The organism is Simiduia sp., assembly GCF_058345725.1.
This window is the reverse complement of the sequence record NZ_JBTUOC010000052.1, coordinates 1-14,178: the sequence shown is the minus strand read 5'-3', so window position 1 is coordinate 14,178 and position 14,178 is coordinate 1. Positions and strand designations below refer to the sequence as shown.

Sequence of the window (14,178 nt, the reverse complement as noted above, 5' to 3'; positions counted from 1 at the left end):
TTTGCACGCCGTTTTCGTGGGTGCGGTTGCCCTTGTTGTCGTAGCCAATGGTCACGCTACCGCCGCCAATCAGGTCCACCTGCGAGGCGGCATTGGGCTTAACCCCGGTGTAGTGGTATTGGCTGGCGTAGTCGGCTTTGTACAGCAGGTTACCCACGGCGTCGTGATCGTAGCTGATCGCCACGCCATTGCTGCGCTGGCTGTCGGGGAGGCGGTGCAGGTCATCGTAGATGAATAATAGGGACAGCCACCCTAAGAAAATGTAACCAACAGATAAACACAATCCATACTTATCAACCGTAGGCGACACGCCAGATTCCGTGTATAAAACAAAAAATCTTAACCGGTGATCAAGGATGACAAAGCCGCGCAAACAGCTCATTGATGCTGACACAACTCTCTACTACCACATTGTCTCGCGCTGCGTCCGCCGCAGCTTTCTGTGCGGGCGTGACGCACAGGGCAACAATTTCGAACACCGACGGCAATGGATAGCAGACAAGATCTTGGCCCTGCCCAACATTTTTGCCATTCACGTCTGTGCCTATGCCGTCATGTCCAATCACTACCATCTGGTATTGGAAATTGATACAGCACAATCTGAAGCCTGGACTACAGGCGAGGTTATCCAGCGCTGGCACCAGCTGTTTAAAGGCAACCTTTTTAGCCAGCGATTTATGAAAGGTGAACGGCTTACGCGCGCTGAGCAAGAGGCATTAGACACTTGCGTATCAATCTGGCGCAACCGATTGGCGGACATCAGTTGGTTTATGCGGCAGATCAACGCGCCCATTGCCCGCGAGGCCAATGCAGAAGACCAGTGGACCGGGCGATTTTGGGAGGGCCGCTTTAAATCCCAAGCTCTGCTGGATGAAAAAGCGCTGGCCGCCTGCATGGCCTATGTAGACCTCAACCCTATTCCCGCCAAGATGGCGAAAACACAAGAGGAGTCCGACTACACCAGCGCTCAGCGACGCATTCACAAAGCTAAACGCGCCCACAACCCCAACCACACTCAGCAACAGGCCAGCCCGCTTAGACCCTTTGCCGGCAACCCCAGGCAAGACATGCCCGCCGGGCTGCCCTTTCGGTTGACAGATTATTTAGAGCTACTGGATTGGACGGGCAAACAAGTGCGCGCTAACAAACGCGGGGCCATCGCGGCGGAGTTGCCGCCCATACTGGAGCGGCTCGCTATAGATCCAAAGCATTGGCTCTACAGCGCCACGCAATTTAAAAGCCGGTTTAAAGGATTGGTGGGCGGCGCGTATAAGCTCAAGCAAGCCTGTCAGAAATTAGGTTATCAACGTACGCCAGGGCTAGGTAGCTGCCAGCTATTGAGTTAATCCACCCATATCTACTGTTAATTTCTTTAACTGCCAAAGGCAGGGCATACTAATGCCTTAATCACCGATTTTGGCGTTTAAAATCTTATTGATAGACCCTACCTCACTTTTATTCCTATCGACGATGTAGAACTTAAGAAAATTGCAGTCTGCTTTATTATCGTGGGTGTCCCATTAACTGCTGCTTTATTATCGTGGGTGTCCCATTAACTGCTTTCCATTAACTCCTGTTATTATCGTGGGTGTCCCATTAACTCACCCCATTAACTGCGGGGCGAATCCATTCACCCCTATCAGCGACGCCGGATATATGTCAGTGCAACCGCCGACTTTAACTTCTGCGTAATCAGCATGGGGCAGAAAAGGTTAACAATAAGGTTTCATCATTGAAGCCAAAGATTGCTATTGCTTGACTAACGGGGAGCGTCCATATATGTCCCATTAACTTTTCATTAGAGCCGAGATCTAGTCTTAAATTTGAAATAGGTTACAAATGAAAAGATCAATCCAAGCACTAGAACAAATATGCTTAACCCAGAATTATTATTCGATTTTTTAATTTCCTCAGAGACGTTAAGTAGTTCATATCCATCAATAGAAACACCAAGATAATAATTATCAATATACTTAATTGTAATTAGACTATCCGAATTAATAAGCGACATGGCTTTTTCGCAAACATGTGTTGGCAAAGATATATAATCATCCTCTACCTGTTCTGTACCTGTGTATTTAGCTCGGAATTTAAGTCCTGCCCCCGAGCGTAGAGCCACACATTCAGCAGAAACTATAGCTCCGGCCTTTGAAAGTAGATTTTTTGCTAACAAAGGTTGATGATTACTGACATTCACCAGCAATGCTGAAACAGCTACCCAGATAACAACTAAAAAAGTAAGGACTATTCTATTCATTTGGGTACTTTAAATGATGATTCCAACTGGATGAGTGTATTTGCAGAGCCAAGAGTGTCAGTGGATATTGCACCCAAGGCACCTGCGCTTGTCAAAGAATATGAATTTTGAAGAATTGCTTTATACGAGGCACCTAATGAGAAAACGCCTGTCAAAATATTAAGCCCGGCAGCTGTGCTCTCAGCTTGCCGTAATGACTGGCCGTTTCTTAACGAAAAACTAACGACTGGGTCTATACCGTTCGTCAAAGTAGCAAACTGTCTTGCAGCGTCAGCAGCTAGAACCGCCGTAATGCCACAGCCGGCACCTCCAGCCAAGCAACCAGGTGAACTAAAGCCAGCCCCAAGTGAGGATAATGTTGCGCTCACCAAATTCGCATTCTGATCCTCGGTTAGAGGGGTATACTCACCACGGCCAGGAATTCCATGGCATCCACCCATACATTCCGGAACATGCCCCTTTTGTGCACTGCCATCACTTTTATGAGCACCTAACTCCTCAATATCCCCAACTGACCTAGTCTGATTAGATGCTATGTCTGGATTATTCACACCAAAATGATTATCCGTATCAATATCCGGGCTAGGTACATTCAAGTTATTTGACCCACCCCTCCCCATACCAGTCCCAATATCCGCCGCCGAACTCTCAACCCCCTGCACCCCATCACTGGGGCCAGTGGCCGCGCCATTGCTAGAACTCCCCATCTGGAACCGCATGCCCGGGCCGGCGCCACGCGAGCAGGTTCTGGCAATGTACGAGCCGGCACAGGTGGTACGATTAACCCGTCCCTTATCCTCGCTTTGCGAGGAATACCCACTCGGATCCGTCCCACTCAGCGGGTTGTTCATAATATAGCTGTAGGGGTTCAGCGATTGCGAGTTGCCCGGCGATTGAATGATCGGGTCTACGCTCAGGAATCGGCCCAGGTGGTAATCATACACCCGGCCGTTCATGTGAATCAGCTGTACGTCGTCCAGGTGCTCGTGATCGGTAAAGCCAAGGGTGGTCCAACTGCTGTTGATCACCGCCGCCAGCAGGTCTTCTAGATCGCCGGCGCGGGGTTTGCCGAAGGGGTCGAAGCTGCGGGTTTCCTGCAATACGCCCAACTCATTGGTAAGCGCCACCGCCGAGCCCAGCCGATCCCGGTGGGTGAAGGCGATGTCGTGGCGCACCTCGCCGGCATTATTGGCGCGGCTGGTGAGCACCGCAAAGTCGCCCAGGAATAAGCGGTACTCTGTGCCACTGCTGCGGCTAGTTTGCTCGAACAGCTTGTCGATATACAGGGTGGTTTTATCACCGGCCACCTGTTTGTAGCGCATTTGATCGGCGCCGTAGAAGAAGGCCACCGACGCGCCCTGCCGGGTAATTTGGGTGGGCTTGTTGAAGGCGTTGTAGCGCAGGGTTTGCACACCGTTTTCATGGGTGCGGTTGCCCTTGTTGTCGTAGCCAAAGGTCACGCTACCGCCGCCAATCAGGTCCACCTGCGCGGAGGCATTGGGCTTAACCCCGGTGTAGTGGTATTGGCTGGCGTAGTCGGCTTTGTACAACAGGTTACCCACGGCGTCGTGATCGTAGCTGATCGCCACGCCATTGCTGCGCTGGCTGTCGGGGAGGCGGTGCAGGTCATCGTAGATGAAGTGCTCAGTGGCCAGTGCAGTGGTGGCGCTGGGGATTTCTACCTGCACATCGGTGAGGTTGCCAAAGGCGTCGTAGGCGGTATAGGACTGGCGATGTAAAAATCATAACAACGCACAATAGGCCAATGCCTATTCTACCGGCCTACTCGCGAGCCACAAGATTTGCACAACTAAACCCAGACGTGGGATGTCCGATACGTCGGCGCCACAGCGCTCGCTTTCCTACCGCCTTTTATTTCCCTATTCACGCCATCCCGGAACCCAAAGCCTTCAGCAAGCCTCGACTCCCATACCAACCCTTTAGCAGCTAAACTTCGCGTCCATTTTTTAACGCAATAGACGGACTTAAAATCATGCTACATCTGAGCAAATGGATTGCACTCTTTACTTATGTTATCTGCTCCAGCGCCTTTTCAGCCACATCGGCCTGGACGCCAATATCTTTGGATAACGGACACATTGCAATCCCCGTAAAACTCTATGATCTACCCGCTCGGGCGTTGCTCGATACTGGCGCCACAGCAAGCACAATTAGCGAAGAGTTTCTTGAACGCAATAACATTAAACCCCACAAGGGGCCGCGAGTAACACTCCAGGGCGCCTTTGGCAAGGATGTTCGCACAACCTACAATAATATTCCCGCAGAAATTTTCGGCGGCAATTTAGAACTGGATCGCATGGTCTCAGTATCCGATTCAAAGTACGATATCGCATTGGGCTCAACTTTCTTCGAACAGTTTATCGTGCAGTTCGATTATCCAAATCAGCGCATGAGACTAATTGAGCGCAATGATTTCGATTTGGCAAAATACAAAAACATTAGAACGGAGCGAGATCGAACCACTGGTTATCTTATCGCAAACATTGAGTTTGGAGACGATAAGAGCGCGTGGATGTTACTGGATACGGGTTTCACTGGTGGCCTACTCTTGAGTGATACATTAGCCAGCAGTATTGAATTGACCGAAGATAAGGAGACTCCAAAGCTCCTCGCAAAGGGTATATTCAAAGAAAAGGAACTAGCACATTTCAAATTTAACAACTTTCAATTCGGCTCATTTGAGCTTGAAAATGTATCTGTATTGGTATCAGAACATGGATTAAATGTTAAACAACAAGACCTAAACACCATGAATAGATTTAAGGGCCGAAAGATAAATGGGGTAATTGGATACGATATATTCAAACATTTCGTGATTACAATAGACTACAATGATGGAATAATGCACGTAGGCCTGCCAAACTCTTGATACCTACAATGTCATCAGCCTTGCAACCACTGCAGTGATATTTAAACCTACTCACCTGCAGAAACTCTTTTAAGAAAACCACTTCTACGCATCCTTAGGCCTGAACTTTCAGACCTAAGGCCACCCCCCAGTTATTTAATTCAATCAATAGCTCACCCAGCATACAACTTGTATCAGCAACGCCTCCCTAATTGCTCTGCTCATCATGCCCGCCGCACCAACCAAATTCCCTCAATGACCCAGCCACATTGAAGAGCACTCTTCAGCGACAATGGATTTAGGGCAACACATCACAGAAGGCAAGCCCCTGGGCACTTGTCCTCATCGGCACAGCGCCTATAAAAATTAGCGGGAGTTATCTAAATCTCTAGCGGACTATTTTTCAGTAGCGATGAACTAAGCAATACTTCAATAGTGTGTACCAAAAACGCCTAGAGCATAAACAACAAGACACAATTTTCACACATTTAAGTATACTATTAATTTGTTTTTCGATGTGCTCGCCAGCACCCGCCCCACCACTGCTGCCATAACCCTTTATCCAGTGAAATTCGGATGCACACCATCCGATGACAACCCCTCCTTCACATCAAGCTCTTCATCAATCATTTTGAGTAGTAATCAACATAGATCAAATAGTTCTTTACTGCGCACTTGCGTAGCCAGTCATTAAACTCGGCGTTTTTTCGTCGGTTTATAACCTGGCCGCCAAGAGTAAGATTTGAGCGGCAAGACAGAGGATAGAACAACATAAATATCATGGCACTTCGCCAATTCAACCATGGTCTTTGAATTGCCTTGAATCATCTTTTGACTTACCGCCCCTAAATTTCCCGATATATCATTTATTCCAGCAAGGATCTCTATAGTTGAGGGTCTAAGTTGAAAACAGCTTGGCGAAAGCGAACCGGCAGTTTCGCTGTTGTTTGACCGCCCACGCCACGACCGACATAGGGCTTTTCAGGAAACAAGTGCCAAAATGTGAAACCCATTGGTCGGCAATAGACTCCCCATAAAAAACGACCCAACCGCTATCCAAGCCTTGCTTTAACAATTGATAGCTGGCTTCTTGCTAGCGTCCCAGCGATTTCCAATATTCCGCATTGCAATTTGAATTCGCCATTAGACAAAAATAGCCATAAAAATTAGAGTTCGGTATTTCATACGACCCCTCCAAATTACGACCCCTCCAAATTATTCGGATTGACGCCGAATAAAATCGGAATAGTTATTTTAAATAGCGAATAAAAAAGGGCTGAACACTGTTTACATCGGTGAGTTATTGTTTACGCCCGGAAAACTATCGCCGTGACATAAATGCCGACGGCGATAATTTAGACTTACGCCAATTTTACTATACTTGAGACTTTATCCACTCCTGCACCCGACGCTCCAGAATCGGCACTGGCAGTGCACCACCACCAAGAATGGTGTCGTGAAAACCGCGAATGTCGAATTTATCGCCCAGTTCGGTTTCCGCTTGCTTGCGCAACTCCTGAATTTTCATCATGCCGATTTTGTAAGCCGTAGCTTGGCCCGGCCAGACGATGTAGCGGCGCACTTCAGAGCGCACTGCGGTTTCGGGTATGGCGGAATTTTCCAGGAAGTAGGCCACGGCCTGCTCTTCGGTCCAGCCTTTGGCGTGCAGGCCTGTGTCTACCACCAAGCGGATGGCACGCCACATTTCGGCGGTTAAGTGACCGAACAGCTTGTAGGGATCTTCAAAGGCTCCCATTTCTTTAGCGAGCTTTTCCGAATACAGCGCCCAACCCTCTGAGTACACTGTAAATCCGGCCTGGGTTCTAAACTGCGGGATGTCGGTGCGCTCTTGGGCGATGGAAATCTGCATGTGATGCCCGGGGTTGCCCTCGTGGTAGGCCACGGTTTCCATATCTGCGATAGAGTAGGCGTTCATGTCGGCCAGGTGTGCGTAGTAAACACCGGGGCGCGAGCCATCGGGCGTGCCTGGGTAGTAGTGCTGTGCGCCGCCGGGCTGTTCGCGGAACGCTTCTACGCGCTTAACCACCAATTTTGCCTTTGGCAGAATGCCAAAGTACTCGGGTAACTTAGATTCAATGGCATCCAAGTGCGCGGTGGAATCATCCAGGTACGCCTGCCGGCCCTCGTCGGTATTGGGGTAAAAAAACTGCGGGTCTTCGCGCAAGAATTTGAAGAAGGCCTGCAGGTCGCCTTCAAACTTCATCTCGCTTTTAATAGCTTCCATTTCTTCGCGAATACGCGCCACTTCCGCCAGGCCTAGCTGATGAATCTCCTCGGCAGTCATCGGCGTGGTGGTGGTGTGCGTGAGGCGCATTTGGTAGTAGGCAGCGCCATCGGGCAGGCTGCTGGCGCCGTGGGGCTGCTCGGGCGCATTGTTAATATCGGCCTTTAACCAGCTAATCAAGGTGTTGTAGCTGGGCCCAAATTTCTTGAGCAGTGCGGTTTTTGCGTCGGCCTTAAGGCTTGCAGCCTGCTCCTCGGTAATGGTCCCCGCCTCTAACAGGTCCGCCACCTTTGCCTTGGCATTGGCCCAAAGTGGCGCATCGGTGTCGGCATCGGTAAAGGGCACACCGGTAACCAGCTTTGTGGCCTGATCGATAGCCCCCTCGGTGGCAAAACGCGGCGGGCGAATATTCATTTCTGCGCTGGCCTTGGCGTGCGCCAGTAGCTGGTCGATGCCCTGCGCTATGCCGCCAATACGCGCAATATAAGCCTCCATATCCGAGACTGTTTCAACCTTGTGAAAATTCATTAGGAAGTTTGGCAGTTGCGATTGGGCGCCGCCCATCTGTTCAAAAATGTAGCGATGGCGCAAAAAGCGCTCAGCATCTAGATCCTGCTGGTATTCAAATAACCAAAGGTCATAGGAGCTTTTACCTTCATTCGATAGCTTGGCACGGTCAAACTCAGCCTGCATTTTTTCGACGCTAGCCTTTTTCCAGGCCATTTGTCGCGTGTGCGCCTCTTCAGAAAAGTCGTCAATTTGATCGTACAGATCTTTTCTGCCAAGGAAACTCAATTGAATAGGACTGAATTGCAGCTGCTCTTCGTATTGAGCGTCTAGCCACTTGTTCAGCCGCAGGGTTTCCTGCTCAGCCACTTCACTGCCCACCTGGGCCTGCGCCGCGGGTGGCACATTTGCAGTGGTATTGGATTGTTTTGCATCGCAACCGCCCAGTATCGCTGCGGCGATCACGGCGGAAATTAGAGTGCGCGTCATGGTCATAAGTACCTCACACAGTTATTGGTTTTATATCGACTTCGAGACGCAATGTAGAGCATTTTGACCTCAACATCCATGGCTAGGCCGCTGGCACTGCCCGCTCGGCGGTCTGATCTCACGACCAAGCGAGTGATATCGGCGACCAGCAGCCAGATACGGCGGCGCCACTGTAATTGCCCCCCAGTTGCACCTGCGACAGCGCAGGCGGCCGCCGAGGGAATAACTTCGCATTTAAATCGTTTTCCTTGCAGCAATATCACAGCCATTAAGGTTGGGTTCAGATTCAAAGCGCTATAACTGCACCACCTTCACACATCCCAAAGGATAGATACATGAATAAGACAACATTCATCGCCGCCTCACTGATCGCTTCCAGCTTCGCCCAGGGCGCACTTGCCGGCAGCGAGAGCGGCTTTTATGTGGGCGGCTCTGTGGGTAGTGCACAGCTATCCTACAGCGATGCCGACGGCAAAGTGGACGATAGCGACACCGGCTACAAGGTATTCGGCGGTTACAATTTCGGCCTGTTACCCATGGTAAACTTGGCCATCGAAGGCAGCTATGTGGACTATGGCACGCTCAATGGCAATATATTGGGGGAGCCCATCCAGTTTTCTAACACGGCACTGCAAGCACACTTGGTGGGCGGCTTAGACCTTGGCCCTGTAGGTTTGTTTGCCAAGGCCGGTGTGAGCGATTGGAAGACAAAATTCAGAAGTGATTTCTTTTCTGGATCGACCTCGGGTTCCGATCCCGCCTACGGTATCGGCGCGAAATTTCAATTGGATGCCGTACAAATTCGCGCGGAGTACGAGCGCATCAAGATGGATGACGCCGACCTGGATTTTTACTCACTCGGCGCCGCATACACTTTCTAACCGAATAGCTTACTCGCAAAAGAATCGGGGCTGCCATTGCAGCCCCGATTCTGTTTTAAAATCGACTGTGCCATCAGCAGCTTAAACTCAGTCTGAACGAACCAGCGGCGCGCGGGCCGCTGTCACAGGTGAGACTACTGGCGGCGCCAAGCCAATCCTAACAGCCCCATCATCAGTAAGATTAACGAGATGGGCTCCGGTACATTGTAGCTCAGGCCAGATAGGTACCATTCGTCGGTGGGTAGGTAGCTCCAGTCGGGTTCAATCCAAAGGTCGGTAAGGCTTAAACCACCCAAGGCGATGGTGCCGTCGTTATACACGTCATCCATGGAATAGGTTGCCGCACCCATGCCGTAAAACAGGAAGGTATAGCCCGTGAAACCGGTGTGATTGCCATTGAAAAAGAGCGAATCAATGCTGACTGCACTGGAAAAACTTAGGTGCAGGGACTCGCCACCGGAATTATTATCGGCGCCGGAATTGCTTAAGTCTTCACCGGCGGCACTGCCCAAACCGCCCACGGCGGGGTTGGCATCGTGCCACACGTATAGGGGCGCATCGTCGGCAGTGCTGTTGTAGGGCCTAGCCGAAAAGCTATCGTAAGCCGAAACAGTTACGGACAAGCCACCACCCAGATCCCAGGTTTGCGTCATTGCGCACAGGTCGCCAGCTGAGCAGGCTGCGGCGCCGGTGGTTGAATCCGCGAGGCCAATGTAATTGGCATTGCCTGAATCCCAGGAGATCGTGGTTGCGTGCGCCATCATTGGCAGCGCCAATAGCATGCCGGCCAGTGTTTTTACCCATGGTATTTTCATCGTCAGTATCCTTTGCCACACAATGGCATTTCATTTACGAAAATTCAGGGGTTTACAAACAATAAGTATGCCAACCGGCACTATGGTGCAAGATACTGAAAACTAAGGATTTAATTTTACTGAGAAAAATCTTCGAGCGATGTTGTTAAGCACCTCGACACTCATAGCACTCCATAGAATGACAAGACATTTTTAGACAACCGATTACGATAAAAAAAATGTATTGCGGAGCTTCCGCTTCGCGCACATTTTTCACGCATTGTGCGGCCAAGTTTCTACAGCCTGGAAAACAGCTTTTCAGCGTCATAACGCTGCTGTTAAGTGTCTGCGTAAACGCGCGGCGTAAACTAATTCGACACACTAGCATTGCGAACACCAACGCACAAAACCTTAGATGGTATTTGACTAACTCTGGATACAGTTATATTCGAAGTGGCTGAAACGCGCGGCAATCAGTATCGATGCGCGATTTTATGGGGCGCCGAGGTATTGATCTACGGCTTTCATGGCCCGGTGTTTCTCTACTTCAGATAGAAAACTCGCCGAAAAACTGTTCTTTGCCAGCTGTGCCAGCTCCGCGCGTGTAAAGTGAAACGCGCGCTGAATTGCCTGATAGTTTTCGTTCAAGTGGCCACCAAAATAGGCCGGGTCATCCGAATTAATGGTGACCACTACACCCGCGTCAAACAACTGCCGAATCACATGTTGCGCCATCGTGTCGTACACCTTTAGCGCGGTATTGGAGAGCGGGCAAACCGTCAACGGCACTGCCTGCTGTACCAGGTGCGCCACCAGTGCGGGATCTTCTACGCAGCGCACGCCGTGATCAATGCGCTCGACCTGGAGCAGATTCAGCGCCTGCCAAATATAGTCCGCCGGGCCCTCCTCGCCTGCGTGGGCAACCAGGCGATAGCCCTGCGCTCGAGCCTGGGCGAAGACCTCGACAAATTTGCTGGGCGGATTACCCCGCTCACCCGAGTCCAGACCTACGCCGGTGATTAATGCGCGGTGGGGTTGCGCCTGCGCCAGAGTTTGTAAGGCAGACGCTTCCGAGAGGTGGCGCAAGAAGCACATGATCACAGCAGAACTCATGCCCAACTCTGCCCGACCACGGGCTAAAGCCTGGCTAATGCCGTTGATCACCACGGCAAACCCAATACCGCGCTCGGTATGGGTTTGCGGATCAAAAAAGAGCTCCAGGTGCCGTATCTTTTGCTGGTGACAGCGCACCAGGTAGGCCCAGGTCAGGTCGTAAAAATCCTGTTCGTGTATCAGAACCTGGGCGCCCTGGTAGTAGATGTTTAAAAACGACTGGAGATCTTGAAAACGGTAGGCCTGACGCACCGCCTCTACCGACTTAAAGGGCAGAGCCACGCCATTGCGCTCAGCCAGGGAAAACATGAGCTCGGGCTCCAAGGTGCCCTCGATATGCAGATGGAGCTCCGCCTTGGGCAGGCCATTGATAAATGCCTCCATGGTGCCTGTCGCCTCCAGTGGTGATGACACTAATAGCCTAGCAGTTAAGCGCCCTTGCGCGGGCGCGCACCACCGGGCAATCAGTCAAACATGTCTGGCTGCTCTGCGGTGATCACATTGAATAAGGGCGAAAATTGAAACTGGCCCGCCAGCGCGCTACCCACGGTCTCCCAGGTTTTTTTGGCAATGTTATGGGGAATCAATTTCGGCTTACCGGCGGCTTCGGCTAATAGCTGCGCCTGACAGCTGCGCTCTAAGGTGATGTACCACCAGGCGGCGGCCTCTACGGTTTCGCCCACGGTAATTAAGCCGTGATTTTGCAAGATGGCGGCTTTGTTTTTACCGAGTGCCGCAGCAATGCGCTTGCCTTCTTCATCCTCGAGCGCCACGCCGCCAAAGTCATCGTAAACAGCGTGATCGTCGTAGAAGGCGCAAGCATCCTGTGTGATGGGGTCGAGCAGGCGCCCCAGGCTGGACCAGGCTTTACCGTGCACCGAATGGGCATGGGCTGCGGCTACAACGTCCGGGCGCGCAGCATGGATATGGGAATGAATGGTAAAAGCTGCGCCATTGAGAAATCCATTGCCCTCCACCACCTCGCCTTTGTGGTTCACCAATAACAGTTGCGACAGGCGAATCTGCTTAAAGGAAACACCCATTGGATTTACCCAAAAATGGTCTGTGTGCTCGGGATCGCGCACGGTAATGTGCCCTGCCACACCCTCATCAAAGCCGAACTTGCCAAACAGGCGAAACGCCGCCGTCAGCTGACGTTTGCGGTGCAACCGCTCTTCGGCCACAGAGCGGGCCTCCGGCGCCATGGCAGAGACGTCGGCGTTCATGACGATTTCATGGGTTTCATCAGACATAACAGCATCCTTCTTCCTAGTGGTTGTTAGGCAAATAACACGCGCCGCTCACTATTCTGGTTGCTCGTAGCACCGCCGTCCAGCCATCGAGGCCCGGTATCTGTGCCGCCAGTAAAAGGCGCTTTTCAGCAAACCCAACAAAGCGTATTATCTGATCTATTGGAATACCATATGGGCGCCCAATATTGAATGGAAGCAGGACCTGAGTGCGGCCTACGGCTGGCACTAAGGGTTCAGAGCTATTCATCGCCAACGCCGAATCGAAAGCAACAATATGCTGCGAGCGTATTGTCTCCGCTGTGTGCCAGCAACCTATTACTGGGGCATCACAAAGGGCACAGCGGATACTTAGCAACGCTTGGTAATTGGCCTCGGAGAAGACGGAACTAATACGCGTGTAGCGCGCCCATAAGCACCAACTTTTTAAAAAAACAGGGGCTTTTGCGGCCCAGCAGGTCACGCACAATGAAAACTGAACTAATTTTAGCGGCATTGCTTTGCAGTGGATTATTAACCGCCTGTGGCGGCGGCTCGTCTAGCTCTGCGGCGCAGCCTTCGCTACCAGCGCCATCCGCAACTCCAACGCCAACTCCAACTCCAACTCCAACTCCAACTCCAACTCCAACTCCAACGCCAACACCGACACCGACACCGACACCGACACCGACACCGACACCGACACCAGAGCCTACACCCGAGCCTTCGCCCGAACCTACGGCCGCGCCCATAACCCACCTAGCACCCTATCAGGCCAGTACTGAGTTTCACGAGGTGCTGGACGGCTCTAAACTACAGGCACCCAACAGCAGTACGCTGATTCGGCAGGGTGACTTTAACAGCCCAAATGCCGTCAACGAATACTTTTACAGCACCAGTGATAAACCGGATGAAATCGTATTTCGCGTTAGCGGTGCGAGTCAGCGCTCCGAGCTGCGGCAAATGTCCGAGTGGTATACCGGTGACCCAGGCAATGGGTTAGAGGGGCATTTTTATCTGGTCAACCCCTTGGCCACCACCATCGATCAGCTAACAGTGATGCAAATTCACGACTCAGAAAGTTTGAACAAACCGCTGCTGCGCATTGTGTGGATGCGCGAAAAAAATAATTTGGTGGACAACCTGTGGGCGGTTATCAAAGACGACACTGTGCCTGCTGGGCAATACTCTTGGATTGCGATGGGGCCGCGCAGCGAGCAGGGTGACCGGGTAGCCATTCACGTTGGCCACAATTTACTGCGCATTAATTTCAATGACGAGGCCATCGTAACCAATAGAAACGTCGACTATTGGCAAGCGCTCAGCAGCTACTTTAAGGCAGGGGTGTATTTACAAAGCGACGGCGAGGGCCAAGTGCATTTTACCGAGCTGACTTACCAACGCACGGGTGCGCCTTCCGCGGCTCTGCCGCCGTCTGGCAACTTCAACCTTGATGTGTGGAAACTCACACTGCCCTACGCCAAAGATGTCTACTTTGGCAGCGGTGGCAGCTCGGCCGCAGAAATAAAACCCTTTCAATCCAATCCATCGGACTTGGCACCACTGAACGACGGATTTGAAGACGACGCCGTATTTTCGACGGCGCCAGACGGTGCCATGCGTTTTACTGTTAACCTGGCGGACGAGCGATTGGCCACCACCGACAACGCCCACTATGCCCGCTCGGAACTGCGCGAGCTGTACCAGTGGACGCCAGGCGCCAGTGACAGCCAGGCCAATTGGACGCCGCCAGGCCACCACCAACTGAATGCGCGAGTGGCCGTCACCGATTAC

At 51.6% G+C, this 14,178-nt stretch carries 12 protein-coding genes; 4 read left to right on the top strand and 8 right to left on the bottom strand.

All coding sequences use genetic code 11. The features are described 5' to 3' along the window. The coding region (locus ACW8F6_RS12045) for a hypothetical protein (RefSeq protein ID WP_491576120.1) at window positions 1–310 on the bottom strand (310 nt) is incomplete at its 3' end. Between the two features lie 46 nt (window positions 311–356). On the opposite strand from ACW8F6_RS12045, the gene ACW8F6_RS12040 reads away from it, so the two are divergent. Next, complete coding sequence (locus ACW8F6_RS12040) at window positions 357–1,346, top strand: transposase (protein WP_491576119.1); 990 nt, start codon at window positions 357–359, stop codon at window positions 1,344–1,346. Between the two features lie 452 nt (window positions 1,347–1,798). Here ACW8F6_RS12040 and ACW8F6_RS12035 read toward each other — a convergent pair whose 3' ends face one another. Both ACW8F6_RS12035 and ACW8F6_RS12030 read right to left on the bottom strand, forming a co-directional pair. Beyond that, complete coding sequence (locus ACW8F6_RS12035) at window positions 1,799–2,257, bottom strand: hypothetical protein (protein ID WP_491576118.1); 459 nt, start codon at window positions 2,255–2,257, stop codon at window positions 1,799–1,801. Next, complete coding sequence (locus ACW8F6_RS12030) at window positions 2,254–3,945, bottom strand: RHS repeat domain-containing protein (protein WP_491576117.1); 1,692 nt, start codon at window positions 3,943–3,945, stop codon at window positions 2,254–2,256. The genes ACW8F6_RS12035 and ACW8F6_RS12030 overlap by 4 nt, the downstream gene beginning before the upstream one ends. Before the next feature lie 305 nt (window positions 3,946–4,250). Between ACW8F6_RS12030 and ACW8F6_RS12025 the strand changes: the two genes are divergently transcribed. Continuing rightward, the gene (locus ACW8F6_RS12025; protein ID WP_491576116.1) at window positions 4,251–5,147 is read left to right on the top strand and encodes an aspartyl protease family protein; all 897 of its coding nucleotides are present in this window, start codon (window positions 4,251–4,253) and stop codon (window positions 5,145–5,147) included. 1,354 nt (window positions 5,148–6,501) lie between these two features. Here ACW8F6_RS12025 and ACW8F6_RS12020 read toward each other — a convergent pair. After that, on the bottom strand, window positions 6,502–8,367 hold the full coding sequence (locus ACW8F6_RS12020; RefSeq protein ID WP_491576115.1) for a DUF885 domain-containing protein: 1,866 nt from the start codon (window positions 8,365–8,367) through the stop codon (window positions 6,502–6,504). A 335-nt stretch (window positions 8,368–8,702) separates the two neighbouring features. On the opposite strand from ACW8F6_RS12020, the gene ACW8F6_RS12015 reads away from it, so the two are divergent. Further along, window positions 8,703–9,248, top strand: a complete 546-nt coding sequence (locus ACW8F6_RS12015; protein ID WP_491576114.1) for a porin family protein — start codon at window positions 8,703–8,705, stop codon at window positions 9,246–9,248. Window positions 9,249–9,382: 134 nt separating this feature from the next. On the opposite strand, the gene ACW8F6_RS12010 is transcribed toward ACW8F6_RS12015, so the two are convergent. From ACW8F6_RS12010 to ACW8F6_RS11995, 4 genes are all read right to left on the bottom strand, one after another. Then, entirely contained in the window at window positions 9,383–10,063 is a 681-nt protein-coding gene (locus ACW8F6_RS12010; protein ID WP_491576113.1) for a PEP-CTERM sorting domain-containing protein, read from the bottom strand. 471 nt (window positions 10,064–10,534) lie between these two features. Then, complete coding sequence (locus ACW8F6_RS12005; protein ID WP_491576112.1) at window positions 10,535–11,569, bottom strand: adenosine deaminase; 1,035 nt, start codon at window positions 11,567–11,569, stop codon at window positions 10,535–10,537. A gap of 50 nt (window positions 11,570–11,619) precedes the next feature. Then, a complete protein-coding gene (locus tag ACW8F6_RS12000) occupies window positions 11,620–12,444 on the bottom strand; it encodes a class II aldolase/adducin family protein (protein WP_491576121.1) in 825 nt (274 codons plus the stop codon). A gap of 499 nt (window positions 12,445–12,943) precedes the next feature. Beyond that, window positions 12,944–13,090 carry a hypothetical protein gene (locus ACW8F6_RS11995; RefSeq protein ID WP_491576111.1) on the bottom strand — a complete coding sequence of 49 codons (147 nt, stop codon included), beginning with the start codon at window positions 13,088–13,090 and terminating at the stop codon, window positions 12,944–12,946. 89 nt (window positions 13,091–13,179) lie between these two features. On the opposite strand from ACW8F6_RS11995, the gene ACW8F6_RS11990 reads away from it, so the two are divergent. After that, window positions 13,180–14,178 (top strand): polysaccharide lyase family 7 protein (locus ACW8F6_RS11990; RefSeq protein ID WP_491576110.1); only part of this gene is annotated, 999 nt, incomplete at its 3' end.